The sequence below is a fragment of the Ensifer meliloti genome (assembly GCF_030064585.1).
In the GTDB taxonomy this organism is placed as follows: domain Bacteria; phylum Pseudomonadota; class Alphaproteobacteria; order Rhizobiales; family Rhizobiaceae; genus Sinorhizobium; species Sinorhizobium meliloti.
In genome coordinates this window covers 857,875-883,941 of the sequence record NZ_CP120366.1, presented here as the reverse complement: position 1 = coordinate 883,941, position 26,067 = coordinate 857,875, and the positions used below count along the sequence as shown (strand labels likewise).

Annotated in this window: 27 protein-coding genes; 16 read left to right on the top strand and 11 right to left on the bottom strand. The window is 59.6% G+C overall.

What is annotated here, in order from left to right; genetic code table 11:
* Positions 1 to 176: 176 nt before the first annotated feature.
* Positions 177 to 353, top strand: coding sequence for a hypothetical protein (locus PZL22_RS28790; RefSeq protein WP_013845102.1), 177 nt, complete (start codon positions 177 to 179; stop codon positions 351 to 353).
* A gap of 142 nt (positions 354 to 495) precedes the next feature.
* Entirely contained in the window at positions 496 to 762 is a 267-nt protein-coding gene (locus PZL22_RS28785; RefSeq protein WP_010967112.1) for a hypothetical protein, read from the top strand.
* Positions 763 to 857: 95 nt separating this feature from the next.
* On the opposite strand, the gene PZL22_RS28780 is transcribed toward PZL22_RS28785, so the two are convergent.
* The 3 genes from PZL22_RS28780 to PZL22_RS28770 all read right to left on the bottom strand — a co-directional run bounded on the left by PZL22_RS28780 (position 858) and on the right by PZL22_RS28770 (position 4,032).
* Positions 858 to 1,943 (bottom strand): nucleotidyltransferase family protein, encoded by a 1,086-nt coding sequence (locus PZL22_RS28780; RefSeq protein WP_164820602.1) that lies wholly within the window; start codon positions 1,941 to 1,943, stop codon positions 858 to 860.
* 122 nt (positions 1,944 to 2,065) lie between these two features.
* The gene (locus tag PZL22_RS28775; RefSeq protein WP_014528217.1) at positions 2,066 to 2,788 is read right to left on the bottom strand and encodes a response regulator transcription factor; all 723 of its coding nucleotides are present in this window, start codon (positions 2,786 to 2,788) and stop codon (positions 2,066 to 2,068) included.
* Positions 2,785 to 4,032 (bottom strand): GAF domain-containing sensor histidine kinase, encoded by a 1,248-nt coding sequence (locus PZL22_RS28770; RefSeq protein WP_010967109.1) that lies wholly within the window; start codon positions 4,030 to 4,032, stop codon positions 2,785 to 2,787. Before PZL22_RS28770 ends, PZL22_RS28775 begins: the two co-directional genes overlap by 4 nt.
* A 273-nt stretch (positions 4,033 to 4,305) precedes the next feature.
* Between PZL22_RS28770 and PZL22_RS28765 the strand changes: the two genes are divergently transcribed.
* From PZL22_RS28765 to PZL22_RS28730, 8 genes are all read left to right on the top strand, one after another.
* Positions 4,306 to 5,322 carry an ABC transporter substrate-binding protein gene (locus PZL22_RS28765; protein ID WP_010967108.1) on the top strand — a complete coding sequence of 339 codons (1,017 nt, stop codon included), beginning with the start codon at positions 4,306 to 4,308 and terminating at the stop codon, positions 5,320 to 5,322.
* Between the two features lie 62 nt (positions 5,323 to 5,384).
* On the top strand, positions 5,385 to 6,845 hold the full coding sequence (locus PZL22_RS28760; protein ID WP_164780862.1) for a sugar ABC transporter ATP-binding protein: 1,461 nt from the start codon (positions 5,385 to 5,387) through the stop codon (positions 6,843 to 6,845).
* Positions 6,842 to 7,789, top strand: a complete 948-nt coding sequence (locus PZL22_RS28755; RefSeq protein WP_014528214.1) for an ABC transporter permease — start codon at positions 6,842 to 6,844, stop codon at positions 7,787 to 7,789. Before PZL22_RS28760 ends, PZL22_RS28755 begins: the two co-directional genes overlap by 4 nt.
* The gene (locus PZL22_RS28750) at positions 7,786 to 8,733 is read left to right on the top strand and encodes an ABC transporter permease (RefSeq protein WP_014528213.1); all 948 of its coding nucleotides are present in this window, start codon (positions 7,786 to 7,788) and stop codon (positions 8,731 to 8,733) included. The genes PZL22_RS28755 and PZL22_RS28750 overlap by 4 nt, the downstream gene beginning before the upstream one ends.
* Positions 8,734 to 8,747: 14 nt before the next feature.
* On the top strand, positions 8,748 to 9,662 hold the full coding sequence (locus PZL22_RS28745; protein ID WP_014528212.1) for an SMP-30/gluconolactonase/LRE family protein: 915 nt from the start codon (positions 8,748 to 8,750) through the stop codon (positions 9,660 to 9,662).
* 297 nt (positions 9,663 to 9,959) lie between these two features.
* The gene (locus PZL22_RS28740) at positions 9,960 to 10,286 is read left to right on the top strand and encodes an ArsR/SmtB family transcription factor (protein WP_003525245.1); all 327 of its coding nucleotides are present in this window, start codon (positions 9,960 to 9,962) and stop codon (positions 10,284 to 10,286) included.
* Entirely contained in the window at positions 10,283 to 10,813 is a 531-nt protein-coding gene (locus tag PZL22_RS28735) for an SRPBCC family protein (protein WP_014990344.1), read from the top strand. The genes PZL22_RS28740 and PZL22_RS28735 overlap by 4 nt, the downstream gene beginning before the upstream one ends.
* A gap of 72 nt (positions 10,814 to 10,885) precedes the next feature.
* Entirely contained in the window at positions 10,886 to 11,191 is a 306-nt protein-coding gene (locus PZL22_RS28730) for an SRPBCC domain-containing protein (protein ID WP_201271826.1), read from the top strand.
* Between the two features lie 239 nt (positions 11,192 to 11,430).
* On the opposite strand, the gene PZL22_RS28725 is transcribed toward PZL22_RS28730, so the two are convergent.
* The 4 genes from PZL22_RS28725 to PZL22_RS28710 all read right to left on the bottom strand — a co-directional run bounded on the left by PZL22_RS28725 (position 11,431) and on the right by PZL22_RS28710 (position 15,657).
* A complete protein-coding gene (locus tag PZL22_RS28725; RefSeq protein ID WP_014528210.1) occupies positions 11,431 to 12,060 on the bottom strand; it encodes a TetR/AcrR family transcriptional regulator in 630 nt (209 codons plus the stop codon).
* Positions 12,061 to 12,148: 88 nt separating this feature from the next.
* Positions 12,149 to 12,592: a hypothetical protein gene (locus tag PZL22_RS28720; RefSeq protein WP_010967100.1), complete on the bottom strand. Its 444-nt coding sequence runs from the start codon at positions 12,590 to 12,592 to the stop codon at positions 12,149 to 12,151.
* A 426-nt stretch (positions 12,593 to 13,018) separates the two neighbouring features.
* Positions 13,019 to 13,972 carry an SDR family oxidoreductase gene (locus tag PZL22_RS28715; protein ID WP_010967099.1) on the bottom strand — a complete coding sequence of 318 codons (954 nt, stop codon included), beginning with the start codon at positions 13,970 to 13,972 and terminating at the stop codon, positions 13,019 to 13,021.
* Positions 13,973 to 14,112: 140 nt separating this feature from the next.
* Complete coding sequence (locus PZL22_RS28710; protein WP_014990345.1) at positions 14,113 to 15,657, bottom strand: MFS transporter; 1,545 nt, start codon at positions 15,655 to 15,657, stop codon at positions 14,113 to 14,115.
* Positions 15,658 to 15,912: 255 nt separating this feature from the next.
* On the opposite strand from PZL22_RS28710, the gene PZL22_RS28705 reads away from it, so the two are divergent.
* Positions 15,913 to 16,116, top strand: a complete 204-nt coding sequence (locus PZL22_RS28705; protein WP_010967097.1) for a cold-shock protein — start codon at positions 15,913 to 15,915, stop codon at positions 16,114 to 16,116.
* A gap of 280 nt (positions 16,117 to 16,396) precedes the next feature.
* Positions 16,397 to 17,230: an IS5-like element ISRm4-1 family transposase gene (locus tag PZL22_RS28700; protein WP_013851057.1), complete on the top strand. Its 834-nt coding sequence runs from the start codon at positions 16,397 to 16,399 to the stop codon at positions 17,228 to 17,230.
* Between the two features lie 19 nt (positions 17,231 to 17,249).
* On the opposite strand, the gene PZL22_RS28695 is transcribed toward PZL22_RS28700, so the two are convergent.
* Positions 17,250 to 18,122 carry a PhzF family protein gene (locus PZL22_RS28695; RefSeq protein ID WP_127508545.1) on the bottom strand — a complete coding sequence of 291 codons (873 nt, stop codon included), beginning with the start codon at positions 18,120 to 18,122 and terminating at the stop codon, positions 17,250 to 17,252.
* Between the two features lie 117 nt (positions 18,123 to 18,239).
* On the opposite strand from PZL22_RS28695, the gene PZL22_RS28690 reads away from it, so the two are divergent.
* Complete coding sequence (locus tag PZL22_RS28690; protein WP_127524818.1) at positions 18,240 to 19,157, top strand: LysR substrate-binding domain-containing protein; 918 nt, start codon at positions 18,240 to 18,242, stop codon at positions 19,155 to 19,157.
* Between the two features lie 24 nt (positions 19,158 to 19,181).
* Here PZL22_RS28690 and PZL22_RS28685 read toward each other — a convergent pair whose 3' ends face one another.
* The gene (locus PZL22_RS28685) at positions 19,182 to 19,724 is read right to left on the bottom strand and encodes a c-type cytochrome (RefSeq protein ID WP_028005041.1); all 543 of its coding nucleotides are present in this window, start codon (positions 19,722 to 19,724) and stop codon (positions 19,182 to 19,184) included.
* 173 nt (positions 19,725 to 19,897) lie between these two features.
* Here PZL22_RS28685 and PZL22_RS28680 point away from each other — a divergent pair, with 173 nt between their 5' ends.
* On the top strand, positions 19,898 to 21,742 hold the full coding sequence (locus tag PZL22_RS28680) for an adenylate/guanylate cyclase domain-containing protein (protein ID WP_127641163.1): 1,845 nt from the start codon (positions 19,898 to 19,900) through the stop codon (positions 21,740 to 21,742).
* A gap of 120 nt (positions 21,743 to 21,862) precedes the next feature.
* On the opposite strand, the gene PZL22_RS28675 is transcribed toward PZL22_RS28680, so the two are convergent.
* Positions 21,863 to 22,189 (bottom strand): GYD domain-containing protein, encoded by a 327-nt coding sequence (locus tag PZL22_RS28675; RefSeq protein ID WP_014528207.1) that lies wholly within the window; start codon positions 22,187 to 22,189, stop codon positions 21,863 to 21,865.
* A 384-nt stretch (positions 22,190 to 22,573) separates the two neighbouring features.
* On the opposite strand from PZL22_RS28675, the gene PZL22_RS28670 reads away from it, so the two are divergent.
* Positions 22,574 to 23,653: a mechanosensitive ion channel domain-containing protein gene (locus PZL22_RS28670; protein ID WP_127641164.1), complete on the top strand. Its 1,080-nt coding sequence runs from the start codon at positions 22,574 to 22,576 to the stop codon at positions 23,651 to 23,653.
* Between the two features lie 395 nt (positions 23,654 to 24,048).
* On the opposite strand, the gene ppk2 is transcribed toward PZL22_RS28670, so the two are convergent.
* Positions 24,049 to 24,969 (bottom strand): polyphosphate kinase 2, encoded by a 921-nt coding sequence (ppk2, locus tag PZL22_RS28665; RefSeq protein ID WP_010967093.1) that lies wholly within the window; start codon positions 24,967 to 24,969, stop codon positions 24,049 to 24,051.
* A 215-nt stretch (positions 24,970 to 25,184) separates the two neighbouring features.
* On the opposite strand from ppk2, the gene PZL22_RS28660 reads away from it, so the two are divergent.
* Positions 25,185 to 26,021: an alpha/beta hydrolase gene (locus tag PZL22_RS28660; protein WP_014532083.1), complete on the top strand. Its 837-nt coding sequence runs from the start codon at positions 25,185 to 25,187 to the stop codon at positions 26,019 to 26,021.
* The last annotated feature ends 46 nt before the right edge of the window (positions 26,022 to 26,067 follow it).

Sequence of the window (26,067 nt, the reverse complement as noted above, 5' to 3'; positions counted from 1 at the left end):
TATGGGCGTAGGACCTTTGGCGCTTTGGTGTCGGACCAATGTCCCATCGTCGTAAACAGACGGCATGCTAGATTCCGCACTCGGTTTGGTGCCTTGCAAGACTGAGGTCCTGTGATTTCCACGGCAGACCTTAACTCGCGAGGCTATGCAACCACCCGTTGCTTGGGGATTGGGACATGGACGACCGCGATACGAATCACAACGGCGAGAAAAATTCTGCTTCCGACCTTTTGGAAATAGCGGCACAGCTCGCCGCGCTGGCCGAGGACATCAAAACCTTGGCTGCAATGCCGATCGAGCAGATTTCAACATTGATCGAACCCGGCGATAGACCTGAAGCAAGCTCGGAATGACGGTGCTTCCCGCACGAGTGGGTACGGCCCTCGTTGTTTTGCCGGCCGTGATCGAGAAGCCGCCGCCTCGGTGCACTCATGGAACCATTTTTCAGCAACAGCCATTGCGCATTCACCTCGTCGATGGATACAGGGCGTAACAATGGACGTGCAGAAGGCTGGAATGGCTCGGCTGCTGTTGGCGGCACCTGATGTTCGCGACAGTGCCTGGATGATCCATGACCTCACTTTCTTGAAGCTATGCGAGGTCTACGAGCATGCGTGCCTACGGCGCGACGTTCTGCGATGTGCAGCATCAATAGACGACGCCGCCCTGCTCAAATCCGAGGAGGAGTGCAAAAGCCTCGAAGCGGCCGCCATCGCTTACATTCGCGAACGCCAAAAGTTCTCAGGCCTCGGGAGCCATTGAGGCAGCAGCATCACAATCATCAAGAAAGCCGCGCTGCGATGGTCCCTGATGATCGCTGGCCAAATCACTACTCCCCCTTTCCCCACTCCATGCAATTAAAACGGTAGGGAGACGTCTTCATCGATCTCGACGGCTCCTGTCCTCAGACAGGCCTTAAGGTGCTTCCTGCCTTCGTCCGGCAGCATGGCGGCTCCTGCTCGGATGCCTGCCCTCCATGCGTCGCCGCGTTGCCATGCTTCATTGTATACTAGCGCAAGGTCGGAGCTTCGGCGGGTCTGCAGAATAGCTTCGAACAGTATCCCAGCCTGCCGGATGTCCTTGTCCCTCTTGACCGCACTTTGGCCGTCGTTGTGGCGGCGCGAGGCCACGATCAGCTTGTGAACGGCATACCGAGACGGATCAGGGACCGTTACTGGGATTCCGCTCTTGTGCAGCACGACCGTTCTGACCGGATCGCGGATCAAGAAATCGAGAAATCGAAGTGGATCCGCACTGGCGCCGCCCAGCGCCGGCATTCTTGCCGGCTGGTCCATGTAGTCATCGGAGGACCGGTTCGTCAGGAATTCGACCTTATAGCTATTCTTGTTTTGAAAGCTCGAGAAGGCGGCTTGTCCGGATCGATGTGGGACAGGCCGAAAGGTCGGGTCGACCGACTGCAGCAATTGTAGGATCGGCGGCATGCTGTCGCCGACTTCGCGGCTGACAGCGAAATCCTGCGCGACGTCCGCGTCGCCCGTCATGATCGAATGACCCGGGAGGCGCACTGACAGGACTCCGGCGTAAGTCTGAAATGCGATTGTGCCGATCAGGATACCCCGGAGCCGGAACAGGCCCCCGGATGCAAGCGCCTCAATGACATCCCCCGACATTCTATCCGGCGCAACCATTCCGCCTTCGCGGGTGAGGGTGGACACCATTCGACGCCGTGCCCGAAGGTCGTCCTTTTGCGCTTTGAACTCCTCGACACGTTTTGCGATTTCGGGATCGCTCGCAGGACCTACATAGTCGCGTGTCCTACCACTTTTACCGTCAGGCCGATCGAAATACCAATATCGTCGCTGCTTCACCGTAAGGGGAGTGAAGCGACCATCCGAGGGAAAGTCCGCAGACCATGCCGCGTCGAGCGACCGCTGCCCCAGTTCCGCGAGCATCGCCTGATACATGAGATCGATCGACTTCAGCATGGAGGCGTCCTGCCGTTATACCTTTTTTGTGAAAAGGCATAACACAGCAGGAAATAGAGCAAGGGAATACGGTTCTCCAGAGCGGTTCACCAAGGCCAGACTGAAGCAACGCCTGGAGACTATTTTCCGTCCAACCACTCCTGCAGTTCCACTTCCGCCCGCTCCAGCGCGCTGTAGTTCAGGAGTTTGCGCAGGAAGGCGATCGTGATGGCGCGGGCACGCAGATTGAAGCGGCCGTCGTCATTGTCATCGCTAGCGGCCTGGTAGACGTCGAGCTTGTCGTAAAGCTGCTGCAGGCGATTCTGTACGCTGCGCAGCGACAGGCCGCGGCGCCTGGCAATAGCCCTGTCGGTAAGACCAAGTGCGATGTCGACGAGGATCTCGTATTCGGAATCGTTAAACCCGTTCGTCTGGCCGAGGCTCTTCTGCTGAAGACCCCGCACCTCCCGATCGATGACGCATTGGCTCTCGATGAAGATCGAGCGCAGTGCAAGCTTCAGCCGCTCGTCGGACGCGGATTTCAGGACGTAGCCATAGGCAGCTCCATCCGGAACGATGCGCGAGACGCCGCGCACATACGCCTCGTCCGAGTAATTCGACCAGAACAGGATGCGGGTCTCCGGCCGTTCCTTCCAGATCGTGCGCGCCGCCTCGATGCCATTGCGGCTCGCCATCTGCAGATCCATGACGATATGCGCTGATTTATGCTCACGGGCGAGCTTCTCGCCCACCGTTCCATTTTCCGCCTCGATCACAGTGTCGCATTCCGGCAGGGCGGCATTGACCGCCTCATGCAGGTAGGAGCGATGCAACGGGTCGTCCTCGACGATCAGAACCTTCATTCCGCCCTCTCCTCAATTGAGCCCGAGTCGTGCGGCGCGAGCGGCAGCACCACGCGGACCACGGTGCCGCGATTATTGTGGCCCGGACCGATCGTGAAACGCGCGGAAATCAGTCGCGCCCGGGTCTTCATGTTGTCGATGCCCTCGCCGATCCGTCCCCGCGTTTTGGCAAGTCCGGTTCCATCATCCGAAATCTCGATCGACAACCGGTCGTCGTCGGCGTCGAGCCGCACCTTGACGGCAAGCGGAGCAGCGTGGCGCACGGCATTGTTGATCGCCTCCTGAGCGATGCGGAACAGCGCGACAATGACGGTCGGCTCCAGCCGTTCCAGCGCGCCATTCGTCTCGTCGGCAAGGCCCCATTCGATGATGGAGCCCGTGTCCCGGGTCGAGCGGTCCAGGTGGTGCTCGATCGCCTGGGTAAGTCCGAAGAGCTGGAGAACGGAAGGCTTTGCCTGCTCGATGATCTGCCGCAGGTCCTGCATGCAATGCTGCAGGGAGCGGGAGACGGGCTCCAGTGCCTCCGGCGCCACCTCGCCGTTGCGCGACAGCCGATCGATCCTGCGGGCGAGACGCGTCAGGTCGGCGAGGGTCTGGTCGTGCAGGTCCATGCCGATGCGCTGGCGCTCCTGCTCCAATGCTTCGGTGAGTTTCAACGCACCCAGCCGCAGGCCCTCCTCGCGGGCCCTGGCCTCTGCCTCCACGATCGCCGACCGTTGCGCTTGCTCGGCCGCCCGCAGCGCGAAGAAATAGGGCGTAAGCAGGTCTGCGATGATGCGGGCCCGCTCGACGTCCTCCATCGTATAGGCACCCGCTTCCTGCGAGGAACATGAAAGCGCCGCGATGATCGCGCCCTGCACCTTCATCGGTACATGCAGACGGCTCCTCAGCGACTGTTCGACGATCGGCCGCTTGAACGCGCCGTCGAAATGGAAGCGCGGGTCGGTCATTGCGTCGTCGGCCAGCAGGAAGTCCACTTCACCCCATAGAAGGGAGCGGATCGGACTGTTGACGACAGGTGCGCCGGCGAGGTCGCCCCAGGCGGTCTCAATGCCCGTCTCATAGGCGGTGTGATAGTTGCCGTCCTCGAGGAGCACACAGACATCGAGATGGTCGTGCGGGATGATGTGCGCGACCTCCGCTGCGACGGAGCGAATGGCCGAGCGAAAGTCGAGCTGGCCCGCAAGCAGCCGGGAGATGCCGAGATAATGATCAAACATGGCTGCGGGTGCGGAATGCAGCATGGTGGGTTCCTCCAGAAACGGCAGGCTCCTCAACCCGCCGCAATCGCTTTGCCAGTAAGCGCCCGCGGGAGCGCCGCCGTCTTGCGTAAACCCGCAGCTTGTACCGCAAAACCCGCAAACATCTTGCCGCCTTGCGCCTGTACAGGTCCGCCGATCTCCCGCATCCTGCCCTTACTGAGAGGAGGAAGCTCAGTGCAAGAACAATCTCACTCGAACCGATTGGCCGGGACGGGTGAAGCGATCGCCTGCCAGGCGATCATGAGGGAGAGAGACATGACCATCCGTAAGATGCTTCTGGCATCGGCCGCGATCACTTGCGCCGCGATGCCCGCCTCCGCATTTGCCGACACCTCGGCCAAGAAGATCGCCCTTTCGAACAACTATGCCGGCAATTCGTGGCGCCAGGCCATGCTGACGAGTTGGGAAAAGGTGACGGGCGAAGCCGTGAAGGCCGGCATCGTCGCCTCGGCCGACGCCTTCACCACCGCCGAGAACCAGGCAACGGAACAGGCCGCGCAGATCCAGAACATGATCCTGCAGGGCTATGACGCGATCGTGCTGAACGCCGCCTCCCCGACAGCGCTGAACGGCGCGGTCAAGGAGGCCTGCGATGCCGGCATTACCGTCGTCTCCTTCGACGGCATCGTGACCGAACCCTGCGCCTGGCGCATTGCCGTCGATTTCAAGGAAATGGGCCGCAGTCAGGTCGAGTATCTTTCGAACAAGCTTCCGGACGGCGGCAATCTGCTCGAGATCCGCGGCCTTGCCGGCGTATTCGTCGACGACGAGATCTCGGCCGGCATCCATGAGGGCGTCAAGCAGTTCCCCCAGTTCAAGATCGCCGGCTCCGTGCACGGAGACTGGGCGCAAGACGTGGCGCAGAAGGCCGTTGCCGGCATCCTGCCGAGCTTGCCTGACATTGTCGGCGTGGTGACGCAGGGCGGAGACGGTTATGGTGCCGCGCAGGCCATCGCCGCGACCGACCGGAAGATGCCGATCATCGTGATGGGCAATCGCGAGGATGAACTGAAATGGTGGAAAGAGCAGAAGGATGCGAACGGCTATGAGACCATGTCGGTCTCGATAGCGCCTGGTGTCTCCACTCTCGCCTTCTGGGTCGCCCAGCAGATCCTCGACGGCAAGGAGGTAAAGAAGGACCTCGTCGTTCCCTTTCTGCGCATAGATCAGGACAATCTCGAAGCGAACCTCGCAAATACGCAGGCCGGTGGCGTCGCCAATGTGGAGTACACGCAGGAAGACGCGATCAAGGTCATCGAGTCGGCAAAGTGAAAATCTCCCGGTGGCTGCCGCGTGGCCCTAGATGACCGCGCGGCAGTCTTGTTGAGCAGATGATGGCGAGCAGTATGGACGACGTAGCGAAGGCGATCATTGCGGTCGACGGCGCCAAAGTGAGCTTCGGCGCAGTCAAGGCGCTCGACGGCGTCACGCTTCGTGTCATGCCCGGCGAATGCGTTGGGCTCGTCGGACATAATGGGGCCGGCAAGTCCACGATCGTCAGCGTGATCAATGGCGGCCTCACGCCGCACCACGGAATCGTCACGAGTGACGGCGAGCGGCAGGAACGCTACGGCATCAATGCCGCCCGCGACCGAGGCGTGCGTTGCGTCTTTCAGGAGCTGTCCCTCTGCCCCAACCTCTCCATCGTTGAGAACACCCGTCTTGTACATCGCACTCTCGGCGGATTCGGCTGGCGTTTGCGGGCTGCGAAGATCATCGAGAAGAGCCTCGACGCGGTCTTCCCCGGCCATGGCATCGACAGCGGCCGGACTGTGGGAGATCTTTCGATCGCCGAACGGCAGATGGTCGAAATCGCTTTGGCCTTTTCCGATGCCGGCACTCCCGCGCGGCTGGTGATCCTGGACGAACCGACATCGTCGCTCGATGCAAGCCTCGCCCGTCAGATGCTCGACCATGTCCGCCGCTTCATCGCCGCGGGCGGATCCGTCATCTTCATCTCGCATATCCTGCACGAGATCCTCGAGACCGCCGACCGTATCGTCGTCATGAAGGACGGCCGCGTCGTCGCCGAACGTCCGGCGCGCCGCTTCGACCATCATGGGCTCGTGGAGGCAATGGGGAGCGTAGCGAAGGCGGAAACGCGGCAGCGACCGGTGCGCGACCAATCCGCGACACCAGTCATTCTGTCCCATCAGGCAGCGGGTATTCCATTCACGGCGCGCACCGGCGAGATCATCGGCCTCGCTGGCCTGGCTGGCCACGGACAGACCGAACTCCTCCTCGCGCTGCATGCCGCCCGGTCCGGCAACTGGCTGCCGCAGGGTAATCCGCTCGTCACCTTCGTCGCCGGCGACCGCCGCCTCAATGGGGTTTTCGAACTGTGGAGCATCCTGCGTAACTTCTCCATCGCCTCGCTCGGTGACATGTCCCGCCGCGGTCTCGTCCTCGAGGCCGGCGAAAAGACGAGGGGAACGGCCTGGAAAGAACGGATCGAAATACGCACGCCCGATTTGAATAACCGCATCCTGTCGCTTTCCGGCGGCAACCAGCAGAAGGTGCTCTTCGCCCGTGCACTCGCCACGCGCGCACCAATCGTTCTGATGGACGATCCGATGCGCGGCGTGGACGTCGGGACCAAGCAGGAAGTCTATGCGATCATACGCGAGGAGGCGGCGGCCGGCCGCACCTTCATCTGGTACTCGACGGAAATGGACGAGGTTTGCCTCTGCGACCGGGTCTATGTGTTCCGCGAGGGCCGCATCACGGCCGAACTCGGCGGCGATGCCGTCGACGAAGCGAACATTATCTCCGCCTCCTTCGAGGGGACCGCATGACGTTCCGCCTGTCCTCCGACGCCATTCGCCTTGTCATTCCCGCTCTATCGCTGTCGCTGCTGCTGGCCGCGGTGTTCTGGCTGCAACCGCGCGCCATGAGCTATATCGGCCTTAACCTGCTGTTCAACCTGGCCGTGCCGATCGCGCTCGCGACGGTCGCGCAGATGCTCGTGATGGCGGTGAACGATCTCGATCTCTCGATGGGCGCCTTCGTCAGCTTCGTCGCCTGCGTGACCGCGACTTTCCTGCGGGACGCGCCGGCAATCGGCATCCTGATCCTCGCCGGCGCGGTCGCAGCCTATGCGGCGATCGGCGTCGTCATCCATTTGCGCAACCTGCCGTCCATCGTCGTCACCCTCGGCATGAGCTTCGTCTGGGGCGGCCTTGCGGTGCTGTTGCTGCCGGCACCGGGCGGGCAGGCGCCCGACTGGGTGCGGTGGCTGATGACCGTCAAGCCGCCCCTGGCCCCGATGGCGATCGTCGCCAGCATCATAATCGCCGTCATTGCGCATTTCATCGTCAAGCGGTCCTCGCTCGGCGTTCTGATCCGTGGCGTCGGCGGCAACCAGCGCTCGGTGGAGCGCGCCGGCTGGTCGATCGTCGCTGCGCGCGCGACCGCCTATGCCCTCGCCGGCCTCTTTGCGGTTCTAGCCGGCATCGCCCTCGTCGGCTTGACCACTTCGGCCGATGCCAATATCGCGCTGCGCTACACGCTGCTGTCGATCGCCGGCGTCATCCTCGGGGGCGGTGAATTCACAGGCGGCCGCGTCTCTCCCATTGGCGCCGTCATCGGGGCGCTAACTCTGACGCTTGCCGGCTCGTTCCTCTCTTTCCTGCGCATCTCACCGGATTGGCAGATTGGGGCGCAGGGTGCGATTCTGATCATCGTGCTCGCGCTCCGCCTGATGCTGAACCGCCTCGAGAGGCGGGAGAAACGCCGATGAACGCGCTTATTCGCCAGTTCGGCAAACCCTGGGTCTGGTCGTGGCTTGCCGCCTTTATCGTCTGGTTCCTGACGATCATGGTGACGGGCGGCGCCGGCACGCTCGGACTGTCGCAGGCAGCGCTCACCTTTGCGGCCTTCTCGGTGATCGTCGGCATCGGGCAGATGTTCGTCATCACCCTCGGCCCCGGAAACATCGACCTCTCGGTTCCCGCCACCATGACGCTCGCCGGCACGGTGGCACTGAAGCTGATGAATGTCGAAAACGGCATGGTCCTGCCCGGCTTTCTCCTTGCCGTCTTCATTGGTCTTGGCGTCGGCCTTTGCAACTATACGCTTATCAAGGCGCTGCGCATCCCGCCAATTATCGCAACGCTCTCCATGAGCTTCGTCGTCCAGTCCGGCGCGATCTGGACGAACCGCGGTCTTCGTATCAAGCCCCCGAGCGTGCTTGCGGAATTTACCACCACGAATACGCTTGGCGTCCCGAACGTGGCGATCGTCGCTGTCCTGATCTCCATCCTCGCCTGGATCCTGCTCGAGAAGACGATCTACGGCCGCTGGATCTCGGCCATCGGCCAGAGCATGCCGGCCGCGCGCATGGCAGGCATCCCGGTCGACGGCACGCGCTTCGTCACCTACCTGTTCTGTGCCATGCTCGCTTCGATCAGCGGCTATCTGCTCGCCTGCTTCTCCGGCGGCGCGGCGCTCAACATGGGCGCGGAATATCTTCTGATGTCGATCGCCGTCGTCGTGATCGGCGGCACAGCGGTCGCCGGCGGCGATTCCAACGTGCCCGGCATCTGGGGCGCATCGCTCTTCATGTTCCTCGTGGTGTCCATGCTCAACACCTATGGGCTCGGCGCAGGCATTCGCCTCATCATGACCGGCCTCATCATCATCAGCGTCATCATGCTCGCCGGCGGTCGCCGGGGCATGCGATAAACGGAAAGACTGCCATGGCCGAGGCCTCCATCTACGAAATCCACGACCCGCGCTTCCGGCAGATGATCGTGACCAGCGCTGGGCTCGACGAGCTCTATTCCGGCTGCCGCTGGGCGGAAGGTCCCGTCTGGTTCAACGACGCGAACCAGCTCCTGTGGAGCGACATTCCCAATCAGCGCATTCTGCGATGGACGCCGGAGGGCGGCGTTTCCGTCTATCGGCAACCGTCGAATTTTACCAATGGACATACGCGCGACAGGCGGGGGCGGCTCATCTCCTGCGAGCACGGCACGCGCCGCGTCACGCGCACCGAGGTGGACGGTTCGATCACCGTGCTCGCCGATCGCTTCGAAGGCAGGCGGCTCAATTCGCCGAACGACGTGGTGGTGAAGTCGGATGGCACAATCTGGTTCACCGATCCCACCTACGGCATCATGTCCGACTACGAAGGCTATCACGCCGACCCGGAGCAGCCGACACGCAACGTGTACCGGCTCGATCCGAAGACCGGCGAGCTTTCGGCAGTCGTGACGGACTTCACCCAGCCGAACGGCCTCGCCTTCTCGCCCGACGAAAAGATCCTCTACGTGGCGGATTCATCGGCGAGCCATGACGACCGCCTCCCTCGGCACATACGCGCCTTCGACTTGACGGATGGCGGCCGGCTTGCGAACGGCCGCGTCTTCTGCGTCATCGACAAAGGAATTCCGGACGGCATCCGGACGGACGCGAACGGAAATCTCTGGTCGAGCGCCGGAGATGGCGTGCACTGTTTCGACACTGCCGGCAAGCTGATCGGCAAGATTCTCGTTCCGCAGACCGTCGCCAATCTCACATTCGGCGGTCCAAGGCGCAACCGCCTGTTCATTGCGGCAACCCGCTCGCTTTATTCAGTTTATGTCGCCGTGACGGGATCCCAGGTGCCTTAGAGCAATTCGAGGAAAAGTTTGTGACGGTTTTCCGCGAAACGGCCAAAGGCCGTCAATCGTCTGACCGGAGGGTCGACCTCCTTTCAGCGATAGATTTCCGGCGGAGATAGCGAAGTTCGTCGTCGAGCACGTCTTCTGCAATCTCGATCACCAGGATTTCGGCCGGCCATCGGTGCCGCCCGCGGCGGACCTTCGAACGGTCCTTCATGTCGAAGGAGCTGTTTCCCCGCGAAAATGCGAACCGGTAATGCTCAACCAATCGGTTGACATTTTTCCGTTTCAGCAATACTAAACCATATGGTTGACGAAAAGCTGACTCTGACATTCGCTGCCCTTGCGGATCCCACCCGGAGGGGAATGCTTGCCGCTCTGACATCTGGTGAGAAGCCTATCAGCGAACTCGCCCGGCCCTATCAGATGACGCTCGCTGGCGCTGCAAAACATGTCGCGATCTTGGCGCGAGCCGGCCTCATCGAACGACGCAAGGTTGGCCGCCAGAATATCTGCCGGCTGAACGCCGGGAATTTGAAAGAGGCGAATGACTGGCTCGCCCAGTGGCAGCGGTTCTGGAACGTTCGCCTTGACGCGCTTGAACAGGCCCTAAAGGAGGAGCTGAATCAATGACTGCAGACAAGATCTCGCCCGACATGCTTCGCTTTGAACGAATCCTCGCGGCACCTGCCGCTACCGTTTGGCAGTACCTGGTTGATCCCGAGCTCCGCGCGCGCTGGTTCATGTCGGGTCCAACGGACCTGCAGGTTGGCGGCGCCTTCGGGCTGACCATGGATCACGACCGTCTCTCGGACGAGGTCGTTCCCACGCCGGACCGGTACAAACCGTATGTTGGCCATCGCTGGCACGAACGCATTACTCGCTATGAACCACCTCATCTCCTGGCCTTCACATGGGAAGACGGCAAGGCGGGGGAAGTCACGTTCGCGCTGACCGAGATAGACAGCGGAACAACACGCTTAGTCCTGACCCACACGGGTCTTCGTGGATCTGAGGATGCGCTCAACTTCGGTGGTGGCTGGCACGCGCATCTTGCAGTCCTTGAGAAACGGATCGCTGGAATAAGCATTCCTGACTTTTGGGCCCTTCATGCCGTGGCTGAGCGTGAAATGGAAATCGCGCTAGGTTCTGAGGCGTGACAAACTCCGGCTCCCGCTGAATACCACCGAAAGGAACCGGGCGATGAGGAACGTTTCACATATTCCACCTACATCCGCTGCAGCCCCGACGTTCCTTGGCAAGCCCTCGCGATCCAGGAGGTTACCAGGCAGTATTGGGCGGGCACTTGGCAAGAAAGCGATTGGTCGCGGGGCTCTCCATGGCGGCTGGTTGCTCCGGATGGGCGGCCAGCGGATTCCGGAGACGTCATTGAGGCGGATCGACCGAATAGGCTTGTGATTTTCTGGCGCGACGAGCTTCACGAGGAGCTCCGCCAGGAGGGGCATTCCGAGGTTAGCTACGTCATCGAAGATGATCGACACGTCGGCAAAGCTGACGGTCCTCCGGTCCTCCAATAATCCGAAGTGGAAAACTCCCGTTGCCATCGCTGCTATGTCGAAGGGATGGCCGCATCTCATTGCTAGCGTCAAATCTCTTCTGGAGACGGGCTACCCGTTGGAAGAAACAATGGCGGGGCGCGTAGACCTTTGATGTCGGATCACGATGTCGCGCCCGCCGCAGCTACGTAAGCTATCTCGGGCCGACGACCAGAAGGCGGCTTAGCGATCAGATAGCGAAGCAAAATTGCTTCACGTGTTTAGATGTCTGGCTCAAGCCTGCTTTTCGCCGCGCTGACTTCGGTCGAGTGAGACTGTATCTGTGCAGCGTCGAGCGCGATCCTCACGGCGGTCAGATATGATTGCTCGTCGGCGAGCTCCGGCGTGTATTGGCGAACCGTATAAAGCCCCAAGAGCGCCAGGTAGATGGCTTTCGCAAGTTGTTCCGCCAACGGGTGCGGCGCGCCAAGAAGTTTGAACTCCTCCGTGAGGTGTTTGGTGCGTATCGCATCCACCTCCCGCACTGCCGCCCTTGGCAATGGGTCCTGTGCCGCCCACGCCCGAAGCGCGCACTCTGTTTTCGCAACGTCCAAAGCACCAGACGTCGATACGGCGGCGAGTTCTGCCAACGCCTCCAAGCGTTTACGCGGTGTGTCGAAGTGACTAGTCTGTTCGATTAGATCGGCGGTGAAGTCACGCTTCCAAAACTCTATGATTGCCTCGAGAAGCTCGCCTCTACTCTTGAAGCGCCAGTAGAACGGGCCTTTGCTCACGCCAAGAATCACGGCCAAACGTTCCACCCTGACCGCCTCAATGCCTCCGGCTGTCAGAGCAGATAATCCGGCCGCGACCCAATCGGCCTTTGTTGGACCACCTTGTTTATCTGCCATTCGACCCGCCTCACGCACCGCCCCGTCTGCCGAAGCTAGGCACTTCCAGAAAAGTGTGTAACGGTTTTCCGTTCGGAAGTGCGTCGTTTCAAAGGGTTGGAGCGCCGGCTCTTTCCGCCGGACGGGCGGCCGCCCAAAATATGATGAGGCCTACCGGGCCGAAGATCGCCCATTGAATAAGGCCCCACGGGTTTCCGAACCAGACAAAGGTGAAGAACAGGCAGATACCCGAAACCACCAGGAAATGGCCTCCGATTATCCAGGCTACCGGCCAGCGCCAGTCGCTACGGAATGCCGCCACCAGCGTGGCCACAGCACTGCCCACTATCAGCGCCGCCATCTGGTACCACAAGATGTCGAGCACACCGGCCGAGGAGGGTGGCAGATTGGCCGAGTAGACGGGGTACATCACCTCGGGCGTCCCGCCAATGATGTGGTAAATGGCGGCAACGGCATTGACTGCGGATGCCACCAGAAGTGCGCTGCGGCCGGCGCTCCCATCTTGAGGGCGATTGACTAAGTCCGTTCTCATCGTGATGATCCATCCGTACTATACGGCGGCGTATACTACACCGTTGCAGATACGTCAATATACGGTGGCGTATAGAACATCGCGACAGAGACCGCCGGGCTTCCGCTCAACCGTCCAACGGGGCTATCGGGACCGGCAAACGATCGCCCGGATATCACTGCTGGTCCCGTGACTTGGAGAAAACGAACCGCCGAAAGCCGCCCGAGAAATTGGGGAGGACAATCGCCCTCCCGCCTACTCGGTCATGCATGGCAAGAGGCCTGCCTGGACTCCCCAGGCTGACCCGCAGCGCCTACCAAAGTACCGAAGCGGCATTCCCGCCGCTACGGTCCTTCGGGAATTCCGCACTTAGCCGACCGTGAGACAGATAGTTCTCCCCTCACCCTGAGGCGATTTGAACCAGAGCGCTGAGATTATAAGACGAGATCAATAACCGCCGACGATCGGAAGAATCTCGCCCGTGATGTAGCTCGACATTTGCGGAGAGGCGAGGAAGACGTAGGCCGGAGCAATTTCCTCTGGCTGCGCTGCCCGCTTCATTGGCGTTTGGGAACCGAACTTCTCCACATCTTCAGCCTCTTTGTCCGATGGATTGAGAGGCGTCCAGACGGGGCCGGGGGCGACGGCGTTCACGCGGATACCTTTGGGCACGAGATGTCCCGAAAGTGCACGGGTGAAGGCATGAATTCCCCCCTTGGTCATGGAGTAGTCCAGAAGTTCCTTCGAGCCGGTAAGGCCCGTGACGGATCCAGTGTTGATGATTGCCGAGCCGTTCTTCAAATGCGGAATAGCGGCCTTTGCCATGTAGAAGTAGCCGTAGAGGTTCGTCTTCAGCGTTTCGTCGAAGTGCTCGTCGGTCAGGTCCTCGATGTCACGAGTGTGAACCTGGAAGGCGGCGTTGTTGATGAGGATGTCGAGGCGACCAAGCTGCATCACCGTTTTTTCCACTGCCTTTCGGCAGAAGCTCGCATCCTTGACGTCGCCTTTGATCACAAGGCACTTGCGTCCCTCCTTCTCAACAGCAGCCTTTGTGTCATCTGCGTCCTGAGATTCATCGAGATGCACGATGGCGACGTCCGCCCCTTCACGGGCAAAGAGGACTGCCACCGACCGACCGATGCCGGAGTCACCCCCCGTGATCAGCGCCACCTTGTCCTTCAGCTTGTCTGAGCCCTTGTAAAACGGTGCATCATACATTGGCGCGACGGGGAGATCAGCCTCTGAGCCTGGCTTGTCCTGATGCACCTTTGGGAATGGCGGCTCTGGATAACGTCGAGCGCCCGCCTGCATGGCTCCTGAGGTCTTCGGCTTTTCCTTCTTGTCGGCCCCTTCAACCTGTTTCTGGATATCGCGCTGCTTCTGCCCGGTTTCGGATTTCATTGGTACCTCCTTCGATTAAGGAGGTAGAACGTTGGCGAGGCCAAAAGGTTTGGGCGAGACCGGCTCAATCCATTCTATCCGCCGACTCCGATGAGGACACTACCCGCTCCTCTCTGCCTGCCATCCTAAATCATCGTGGTCTAATGAGGGGCCAATGTGCTCTCGTCGATGTGTGCGGTGGCATATACCCGCCGGGCGACGATCGCGAGAAGAAGGAGCGTCACCGTTGCAACGACGCAACAGATGGCAAAGCCAAGTGAGAAGCCGCCTTTCGCTGTCTCCAGCCAGACAGCGGAAGTTGAACCTGGCATCGACCGAGCTGTCTCGACTGCGCCGGCAAGAGTCGCAGAAACGGCCTCGGCTTGCACGGGATTGAGGCTGCTCAGGTCGGCGCGGTTCATCGCCATACGATAGATCAGGGTCGCCAAACTGCCGAGCACCGCGATGCCCAATGCGCCTCCAAATTCAGCGCTCGTCTCCGATATGGCCGAAGCCGAGCCTGCCCGTTCGGGCGGTGCAGTCCCGACGATCAGGCCGGTCGTGGTAAGGACGACCGGAACGAAGCCGAAGCCGATGATCATGCTGGAGCCAAGGATCCCGATCAAGCTCTCGGCGTAGGCGGCGATAGCCATGGCGGCAGCTCCCGCTGCATTGACCAAAAGCCCGCCGAGCACTGTTCTGACGGGTCCGAAGCGGTTGGTGAAGCGGTAGGCCTGGAAAGACATGACAGCGAAGACTAGGGCCGATGGCGCAGACCAAAGTGCAGCTTCCAATGGTGACAGACCAAGCACAAGCTGCAGGAAGAGGTTCTGAAACAGAAAGACGCCGAAGACGAAGAAGACACCGGCGAGGTTTACCATCAGAGAGGCCGTGAACGCTGGTACCCGGAAGAGCGCGAGGTCGACCAACGGATCGCTGAGGCGCCGCTGGCGCCTCACAAACAGGAGGCCGACCAGAAGCCCCAAGCCGATGTAGACGATTTGGGCAAGCTGGAAGCCGTCGGCAGCCATATGCTTGAAACCGTAGATGATCGGCAGAACGGTGGCGAGCGAAAGCACGACACTCAATAAGTCCAGTCGGCCGGCATCATTGTTCTTGTATTCCGGCAGCAGAAACGGGGCGACCGCCAGAAGCAGGAGCATGACTGGTATGTTGATCAGGAACACCGATCCCCAGTGGAAATACTGTAGCAGAATTCCGCCGATGAGGGGGCCAACGAGGCCGCCCAGCGCAAAGGCCGTGCCCCAGATGCTGATCGCCCTGTTCCGCTCCGCCTCATTTTTGAAGAGATTGACGATGAGCGACAGAGTGGAGGGAGCGATCGTCGCACCGGCGATGCCAAGCAGGGCCCGTGCCAGAATAAGTTGCCCCGGGGTATTTGAGAAAGCCGCGAAGGCGGATGCGACGCCGAAAGCAAAAGCGCCCATCAGCAACACCCGCCGGCGACCGATCCGGTCTCCCAGCGTTCCCATGGTCACGAGAAAGCCCGCGACCATGAAGCCATAGATGTCATTTATCCAGAGCAGTTGCGATGCGGACGGATCGAGGTCCGCAACGATCGCCGGCACCGCGAGGAACAGCACCGACAAGTCCATCGAGTAGATCAGGCATGCGATGGACAGGACGCACAGGCCAACCCACTCGCGGCGGCTTGCCTGCTCAGGCGTGTGAATGTTCTCTGCCATGGTCGTCCTCCCGGAAGCCGGCGGAGATTTCCCTGAATCGCATCAGTTGACAAGTATCAATTTCCAGGATGACCGGCTTTGATCCCAAGGAACGCTTTCATGGATTCAAGCTCAGCCTAAACGAGACCGTCATCCCTCGTCACCGAAGTAATCACACGTGGGAATGATCATAAAGGCTGCTGACATTGATCGGAAAGCATTCGCGCTGTAGGTTCGGCACGCGAGCCAAAAGTGCGCGAGCAAGGAGGGACTATCATGCCTAAAGGTACTGTTAAATTTTTCAACGACGACAAGGGTTTTGGCTTCATCACGCCTGAGGATGGCGGAACGGACGTCTTCGTTCACGTGTCTGCCTTGCAACACGGCGGTTCGCTGAAAGAGGGTGACAAAGTCAGCTACGACGTCGGTCAAGATCGCAAGACCGGAAAATCGAAGGCGGAAAACGTATCCGTGCTTTGATCGATGGACGATCTCAATGAGCGTGCGTAAAAGCGCTTTTGAGAGCACGCCGAGTTCCTGTCGTTCAATGTGACAGATTCGACGGCAGAATTCCGGCAAGACCAGAGCGCCTCAGTGTTTCATTGAAACACTGAGGCGCTCTGTCCATGAGGCTACGCGTGTCACGGAAACCGCTACACACTTTTCCTGGAAGATCTCTAAGAGGCTGCCTCAAAAAGAATTGAGTGATTTCAGCCAGTTGTGATTCCGTCGGATTTGCAAAGATTCGATGGAGATCACGATGGCCTGGACTGAAACCACCCGGCGCAATTATGTCCGGCGGACGAGCGGATATGCAAGCGATGTCACGGATCGCGAATGGGATTTTGTTGCACCGTTCATGCCTGCGCCACGGCGTCTGGGTCGTCCGCGCAAGACTGATTTGCGCGATGTTTTAAACGCCCTTCTCTATATCGCTTCGACAGGCTGCCAGTGGCGGATGCTGCCGAAGGACTTTCCGCCCTGTTCGACGGTGCAGCGATATTTCTATGAATGGCGGGCAATGGGTCTTTGGCCACGGATCAACCATCACCTCGTCATGGAGGCGCGGGAACTGGAGGGGAAAGAAGCCTCGCCGACAGCGGGCGCGATCGACAGCCAAAGCGTTAAAACGACGGAAAGCGGCGGTATTCGTGGCTTTGATGCAGGCAAGAAGATTAAGGGCCGCAAGCGCCACATCATTGTCGACACGCTCGGGCTGATGGTCGGCCTCATGGTGCACAGCGCCGATATTCAGGATCGCGACGGCGCTCCCGATCTCCTGAAATCCATCAAAAACCGGTGGCCGTGGTTGCTTCATGTCTTCGCTGATGGCGGCTATGCGGGCGACAAGCTCAAAAAGCGGCTGCAGAAAATCGGGAAATGGACACTCGAAATCATCAAACGTTCCGACAAGGCCAAGGGTTTTGAAATCCTGCCACGCCGCTGGGTCGTCGAGCGGACCTTCGCCTGGCTGGGTCGATGCCGCCGACTGGCCAAGGACTTCGAAAAATCCGTCGCTTCAGCAGAAGCGTGGATCACCATCGCCCACATCCGCATGCTCACCAGACGCCTTGCAAGATATGGATATCGTTGAAACCTTTTCGAGTCCGACTCTAAAGCCGGATCACTCCTTTGACCACGACGATCCCGGCGCCGGAGAGTTCCGGCAGGGGAGCAAGTCGGATACGCAGAATGCTGCGGCGGCCCATTTTGGTGCCTTGCTCGATTACCAGTTCGTTGTTCGTGAGGTTTCCCGTGGCGGCAAGATAGGCCGCCAGAGGGCCGGCTGCGGTCCCGGTTGCAGCATCCTCCCAGAGGCCGACGGAGGGATTGAAAAACCGAGCGTAAGCGGTATCCGGCGCATCAGCATCGAGGGCATAGATGTAGCAGCCCTCCGCAGGCGTCTTCTCAAGAACGGCGAGCAATTTGTCGGCGACCGGCAGCGCTCTGTCCACGGAATCCACATTCAGGACGCGCACCATAAGGTGCGTGGCTCCGGTATCGGCCGGACGTGCAGGCGGTTCGGGCAAAATGTCTCTGGGATCGAGGCCGAGGGCGTCAGCCAGAGGCGCGACGTCATCCAGCGGATCCGACAAGCGCAAAGGCATCTGGCGCATGCGGCCGTGGATGCGACCGCCGACCGACTCGAGCTCAATCGGCAGAACATCTCTACCGATCTCCTGCTGAAAGGTTCGGGCCGCGGTCAGCGAACCGAGGTCGCCATTCTCTGCGAGCCAAAGCCACGCCCCAAGTGCATTGTGACCCGCACCGAACACCTCTGCACCGCTCGCAGTGAATGATCGCAGTTTCCAGTCCGCCCGTGTGCTCCGCATGAGGAATGTGGTTTCGGCTTGATTGAACTCGCCTGCGATCCGTCGCATCTGGTCATCCGTCAGGCCGTCCGCGTCCTGTACCACGGCCAGCGGATTCCCCGTCAGCGGCGCATCCGCAAATACATCGATGAGACCTGCGATCAGTTCTACCATTTTGCACCTCGACTTTAATGAGTTAGATTTGGTGTATCGTAGCCTTCATCACTGTAGCCCATTCTTATTAAACGATAAAAATCCGAATCCTCAGCTCTAAGATGAATTGGATTCAGCATGCACCGCCCGCGTTTGCCTCCCCTGTCCGCGCTTCGCGCTTTTGAAGCCGCCGCGCGCCTCGCGAGCTTCAAGGCCGCAGCCGAAGAGCTTTTGGTCACCCCCACGGCAATCAGCCATCAGATCAAACAGCTCGAAGCCTATATGAGCCTGCGCGTTCTGGACCGGACGCCCAGAGCCGTGACGCTGACGCCGCGGGGTAAGGCGCTTTACGAGGCGACGGCCGCCGGTTTTGGCGAAATCGAGCGGGTCGTCACACGACTGCTGGCTGAGACGGCGCCGACAACGGTCACCCTGACCTCAACGATAGCGTTTCTGAGTCACTGGCTGGTGCCGCGGATGGATGCGCTGCGCCAAACCATCCCGAATATCGACTTACGGTTGCACGCATCGAATAAGGTCGAGGAATTGCGCTCCGGGGGCATCGAGACCGCGATCCGTTACGGGCGTGGTCCATTCGCTGGCACAGCCAGTATGCAACTTTGCAGCGACGCGATGACGCCGGTTTGCAGCCCGAGCCTCGGTCTATCGCAACTTGGCGATCTGCGGCGCGTCACATTGATCCACATCGACGGGCGAAGCCGCCCGGCGCCGAAACCCGATTGGAATCGCTGGTGTGAACAGGCCGGCATCACCGACCTTGATACCAGTGCCGGCCCCCGATTTCCCGATAGCATGCTAGCCGTCCAGGCGGCCATTGCCGGCCAAGGCGTGGTCATCGCCAGTCGAGTGCTCGTAGCCGATGCACTTGCTGCTGGTTTGCTAGAGGCCCCATTCACGCAATCACTCGCCGGCGACGCCTATCATTTTGCCTGCGCCTTGGGGCTGGAACAGCGCACTGACATCGCAGCACTTCGGATGTGGTTTCAGAACTGCTTTTCCGCAGCTGAACCGGATCCCGCACACCGGTTACCGTGAGCCCAAGTCTCACGAGTGCAACGGCTATTTTGGCGCTGCGGCCGCAGTTTCGCCCGGCGGCAAGATCCTGAACATAAAGGTCGATACCTTTTCTCCTGGCTTGAACGGGCCCGGCACCTGATGGCTTACCGGCTTCAGGCTTTGAAGGAATGCTGCAATTGCGCCTGCGTCTTCTTTTGTGAGTTGCGCAAATGCGTGCCACGGCATGATCGGCGCCAGCATGCGGCCGTCGGGGCGCTGCCCCGTCTGAATGGCAGTCACGATCTGCTCCCTGTTCCAACTGCCGATGCCGGTCTCCTTGTCGGGCGTGATGTTGCGACCGACGAAAACACCCTCCCCGGGGATTTCGAAGCCTACATCCGACCCGCCGAGAAAGCGTGAGCTGTCCGGTTTTCCAAAAAAATATCCCAGTGTGTGGCAATCGATGCAGCCGCCCATTGTGACGAGATATTCCCCCCGCGCAATTTCGGGATCGTCGGCAGCAGCGGCCCCGAGCGGCAGTAGCCCAAAAGCAGAGGTGGCGAAACATGCGAACCCAATGCCCAGCGGGAGCGCCTGCGCTCTCATCCGGTTCGGAGAAGAGTTTCATTCGTCTGCAGCCAACATCTCGAGGTTGGCTACCTGAGGGCGCATATGGCTCGCCAAAGTGCTCTGGTCAAAAGCACCTTTATTAGCTTCCCGTGAAATATTCGGCCGAGTCATGTACAGTGCTCGGCGGGAATTCATGTGGGGACTAGCACATGGAACGCAGGTTATCTGCAATCGTGGCCGCCGATGTGGTCGGCTACTCCGCTTTGATGGAGAAAGACGAAGCAGCGACGTTTGAACGCCTTCGAACGCGACGCACCGAACTGTTTGAACCGGAGATTGCGAGGCACCATGGGCGCGTCTTCAAGCTCATGGGCGATGGCCTTCTGGCGGAGTTTGGGAGTGTCATCGATGCCGTCGAATGTGCCGTGTCTCTCCAGCGCGGAATGACAGAGCGCAATGCTGCAGTCCCCGAGGAGGAACGGTTTGACGTTCGGATCGGCATCAATACCGGAGAAGTAATCGTTGACGGCGAGGACCGGTACGGTGAAGGCGTGAACGTCGCAGCTAGGCTTGAGCAACTCGCGCTTCCAGCCGGCATCTGCGTTTCAGGTAAGGTGGCGAAGGAGGTCGAGAAGAAGCTCGCGTTTGGCTTCGACTTCGCGGGGCGGCAGAAGGTCAAGAACATCGAAGAGCCTATCGACGTCTACCACGTGCGCATCGACGCGCAGCCACGCCGACGGTTTTTGCGCAGGCGACTATGGCGGCCACTTGGCGTCGCGGCGACTATCATGGCGGCCCTAGCGGCCGTGTGGATGGCGCTCTATGGCCCGTTGACAACGTCGTCTCCTGGGGTTTCCAGTACAATCCCGTCTGTCGCCGTGCTTCCATTCAAGGATCTGAGTGCCGACAAGAGCCTAGGCTATTTGGGAGAAGGAGTGGCGAACGACGTCATCGCTATCCTATCGCGCTTTTCCGACATTGCGGTCGTATCGCGAACCTCGTCCTTTGCTTACCAGGGGAAGGAAGGCGATATCCGCGAAATCGGCGAGGAGCTGGGCGTTGGCTATGTTGTCGAGGGTAGTGTGCGCAAAGAAGGCGACAGGGTCCGCATTGTTGCGCAGTTGGTCAATGCCAACACGGGCGACCATGTCTGGGCAGACCGCTTCGACAAGGCCGGAACCGACCCGTGGGCGCTCCAGGATGAGTTGACCGGCAAGATCGTGGGGGCGATGACGGGTGAATTCGGAGCCATTCGCAAGGCCGACTACAGTCAGGCCTGGGGTAAGGACAGCACCAATCTCGCTGAATACGACTACTACCTGCGCGCGGAAAGCCAACTGAACCTCTACACAAAGGAAGGTCTCGAGCGATCCGGCGAAATTTCACGGCAGGGTCTGAAGGTGTTTCCCGGCTCCTCCCTACTGACCGTGGAGCTGGGGTGGTCTCATTGGCTAAAGGTTGGGCTGCTTTACAGTTCTGACCCGCAGAAAGATCTTCAGGAGGCGGAGCGGTTGGTCAATCAGGTCCTCGCTGACAAGAACTTAAGCCCGCAGGTAACGAGACTGGCAAATTGGCTCAATGCTTGGCTCCTGACGCTCAAGCGGGACCATGATGGCGCTATTGCGGCAATGAACAAGGCCATCGCGGCCGCACCCTACAATGCCTTCACCCTCACCGATGCAGGAAGTATCTTCCTACAGGCCGGTCAGCCCGAAAAGGCGCTGGAGCTGACAGACACGGCAGCTGCTCGGGACCCGGGACTGTCCTGGTTTTTTAACTACGTGCGAGGTTTCATCTACATCGTCCTTGGCAAAAACGAAGAAGCCGTCGAGGTACTCAAGACCACGGAATTTGCCGACGCTCCGTTGCAATTAGCCATCGCCTATATGCGTCTTGGGCGCGACGCCGAGGCCCAAGCTGCCGTGGCGAAGATGCTGAAGTCGGCTCCGGCTGCGACGATCCAGTCCTGGCGGCAGGCTTGGAACTTCCGAGACAACGCTATTCTGGATCAGGCATCGGCCGACCTTGCGCGCGCCGGCCTTCCGTCTCAATAAGCAAGAGACGTGGCACATTAACACACGACCTTCGCGGCCAGTGACTGTTATTCCTATCCTTGAAGGGAGCAGAACCGCGGACCCCCCGACCTTCAATATGGGTGAGAAGAGTGCACCAGTCTAGGATCCTGGGGGACGATAACTAATCGACTTTGCCTTTCCAAGTGCTCCCATCGTATCCTCAACGCTGAGGAGGACAGTGGTTTCGATAGAGCTGAGCGCGCCTCCTGCGCCGATGGCAAGGGCGACAGCCGCCATCGATACGTTGTCAGGCGCTTCCCACAGATTCCAACCATCATGCTCACCAAAGGCGTACCAGAACCCATGGAGCTTTCCTCCTACGGATTCGATATACGCACGTGCCGCCTCACGGCGATCTTCGGGGTTTTCAATCATTCGCGCCCATGTCTCGGGCGTGTAGCTGAAGCGCGTGAGATACATGGCCATGGTTTGCCTCCTCTGTCACAACAACTCAGTTAACGCTCAGTCCCGAGAGAACGCGAGTCATTTCCAACGTTCGGGATCGGCCTGCGAATGGCTTCAACCTTGCCGCCTAGGATGGCCGCTTGCGTCTCATTGCGGACTGTCGCCATCGGCCAGCAATGCTGATCATGGACGGTGCCCCACATTGATCTGAACGATGATATAATGGATTACTCGCTGTCTTAGACCGTGTGGACGAAGTGGCTCAAGAATGGGCCTGCGAAACGACGACGGATTGCCCTGACTATTCATTCAAACCTTGCCATATGGCGAGACATCACCGGAATGGCGCCGTCGAGGAACGAAAAGGCACTGGTTGGGCGTGGATGGCCACACCGGGGTGAACCCATGGAACGACGCGACAAGGAACAGGAGAACCTTTCCCGGCTCGAACAGGCCGCGCAACAGACTGCTGATCCAAAAACTATGCAACAGAAGGCGAAAAGGCCCGAGGAAAAATTCCGCTTCAGTCTTCGCAAGAAAGACGTCTGGTGGACGGTTGGCTTGGCTGCCGCTGCCTTGCTGCTTTTTGGCATCCAAGTCCTGATTAATTGGCGCTTGGATTGGCTTGACGCGCCCTTGCGCCTCCGCGTGACGAACTATGTTAAGGGCGGCCTGCTCATCTTTATTATGCTTACCGTTGCGAATGTTATTGAAGTCTTTCTTATTGGCCGAATTCCCAATCGTGTCTCGCGTTTCAACCTGAAACGTATTTTTCGATTGGTCGTCGTGGTCGCCATCGTCTTCGTGGCGATTTCGGTCTTATTTGTAAATTGGTACGCAGCGTTCGTTTCGCTCGGCCTGATTTCCCTGATTCTTGGCTTTGCGCTGCAAATGCCGATCTCCAGTTTCATCGCGTGGATCTATATCCTGGCCAGGGCGCCTTATCGCGTTGGCGATCGAATTCGCATCGGCGATGCCCATGGCGATGTCATTGACGTCAGCTATCTCGATACGACGCTGTGGGAATTCGGCGGCGAGTACCTTTGGACCGATCATCCGAGCGGACGCATCATCAAGTTTCCGAACTCAACCGTGTTTGACACGCCGGTCTTCAACTATTCCTGGCCGCTGTTTCCCTACGTCTGGAACGAAATCAAGTTCCAGCTCGCCTATGAGAGCGATCTGGAGTTTGTGGCGCGGACCATGAGAGAGGTCGTGGAAGAGCAGGTCGGCGACATCATGAGCCAGAAGGTGAAGATATATAAGCATATCCTATCGAATACGCCGGTGGACGAGCTCGAAGTGAAGGAGCATCCCGTGGTTCATTTTCGCGTCAGCGAAAACACCTGGCTCGAGGCCATCGTACGTTATCTTGTGCCGCCGAAGGAAGCGGGGCGCACCAAAACACGCTTGATCAAGGAAATGCTGGCGCGAATGAACGCAGAGCCCGATCGCGTGCTGTTTCCGAAGAGCAATTTGAGGTGAACTTCCCTACGCCAGGCTTGTAAGGGGGCCCCCCGCGTCGCGGCAGGCAAGTCCGGGATACCTCCAGCATCCTGACCCGCGATCTCCGACTAAATCCAGGCAGCGACGGCGGCTATCACGAGCGAGAGGACGCCCAGCAGCGCGCCACTGGAAAACTGCGGCAGCGGCCGTGTCGGCGGCTTCGGTCGCCTGCTGCTTGGCGCGTTCCACCGACGCCTTGTAACCTTCCTCGATCCACCGGAATATTCTGCGCCTTAGTATATCGTATGGGGCGCCTGGTTCGATATGCCTTCTGAGAAATTTGCATCGTCGCCCAGATTGCACCAGACACCTGCCGAACACATTCTGCCCGATGGCGTCTCGCCGGATGTCTTCGCGCGTTTGTATTCGAGATGTCAGTATTTCGCAGGAACGTAAAGCTCCGGAGGCAGGACCTTCCGCTCGTAGTTGGGATTGAAAATGCGCTCCGGCAAGGTGATATCCTCGTGCGGCACATCCTCATAGGGGATTTGCTTCAAGAGATGGTCGATGCAGTTGAGCCGGGCCCGCTTCTTGTCGTTGGCCTCGACGATATGCCATGGCGCTTCGCGAATGTTGGTACGGGCGAAGGTCTCTTCCTTGGCCTTGGTGTACGCTTCCCAACGGACGCGCGATTGCAGGTCCATCGGCGAGAGCTTCCACTGTTTCAACGGGTCGTGGATGCGCGTCAGAAAGCGCAGCTGCTGTTCCTCGTCGGTGATCGAGAACCAGTACTTAACCAGCCGAACGCCGGAGCGCACCAGCATGCGTTCGAATTCCGGCACGTCGTCGAAGAACTGCTCGACCTCCTCCTCGGTCGCAAAGCCCATGACGCGTTCGACGCCGCAGCGATTGTACCAGGAGCGGTCGAAGAGGACGATTTCGCCGCCCGCCGGCAGATGTGGTACGTAACGCTGGAAATACCATTGGGTCTTTTCGCGATCGGACGGCGCCGGCAGCGCCACCGTTCTAACGATGCGCGGATTGAGTCGCTGGGTGATGCGCTTGATGACGCCGCCCTTTCCAGCCGCGTCGCGTCCCTCGAAGATCACAACGACCTTCTGCTTGTGGTAGACGACCCAGTCCTGCAGCTTGATTAGCTCCGCCTGCAAGGCCAGGAGCGCGCGGAAATAATCCATGCGGGGAAGCGCCGGAGGATGCGCTTTACGGTAAATCTCGCGGATTTTCTCGGATAAGGTCGGTTCTGAAAGCTCAAGCTCGTAATCCTCGTCGATTGTGTCAGCAAGCTCCGCTTCGAGCCAATCGATGCGTTCTACCTCGTCTTTCGAGTTACTCATGTTACGCCCTCCGCAGTTCACGCCAACAATCTTGATCGCAAGATTGGCTTATTCAATGTCGGAGTGAGGAAAATTCACATTCCTCGGGACGCATGCCGCCGGCGTAAGCAGGGTCGAGACTCACCGGCGACACAAGAGCGTTGTGATGGCAGCTCCCATTTGGGCATACTAACCGACGATCTCAATGGATCGGACGAGCGAGCGAGCATGATACTGTGAATGCCACTAAACTCCTGCTGATCTTGCCGCTATTGGCGGCTTTCGCATACATCTCGCTTGTTGGCTTGACGTATCTGTCACAGCGCGCGCTCCTTTACCCTGGGGCAAGCGCAACGCCGGCGCCCGAGCGCGCGAGCTGGGGCCAGAATGCGTCCATCCAGACACCCGATGGAGAAACACTTCATGGCCTCTATAGCCGGGGTGAGCCCGGCCAGCCTTCGGTGTTGTTCTTTCTCGGAAATGCCGACCGGGTTAGCAACTATGGCTTCTTCGCCCAGGCCCTCGCCGCACGCGGCATCGGCCTGCTCGCGCTTTCCTATCGCGGCTATCCGGGATCAAGTGGGACGCCGAACGAGCATGGCTTATTGATCGATGGCATTGCCGCCTTCGACTGGCTTGCGGCACGTTCCGGAAACGAGATCGTCGTGCTGGGCCAGTCGCTGGGAAGCGGTGTGGCGGTCGATACGGCTGGGCAACGGCCGGCAGTCGCGGTCATCCTCGTGTCTGCCTACCTGTCGGTCCTCTCGCTCGCTCAGACCTACTATCCATTCTTTCCGGTTGCCCTCCTCACCAAGGATCCCTTCCGCTCAGATCTGAAAATCGCAGGGGTGAGGCAACCGAAGCTGTTTATCCACGGCCGGCACGACACCATCATCCCATTGTCTTCGGGCGAAGCTCTGTATCAGATCGCTCCCGAGCCCAAGCAGATGCTCATCTACGATGCCGGCCACAACGATCTGTGGGATGCCCGCATGGTTGACGACATCATCCGCTTTGTGCAGTCGCAAAAAGGAGGCACCGCGATTCCACCGCCTCGAACGGACCGGAACTGACGAGCCGCTAAAGCTCAACGCGATCATGCGTTATTCCAGCACGATA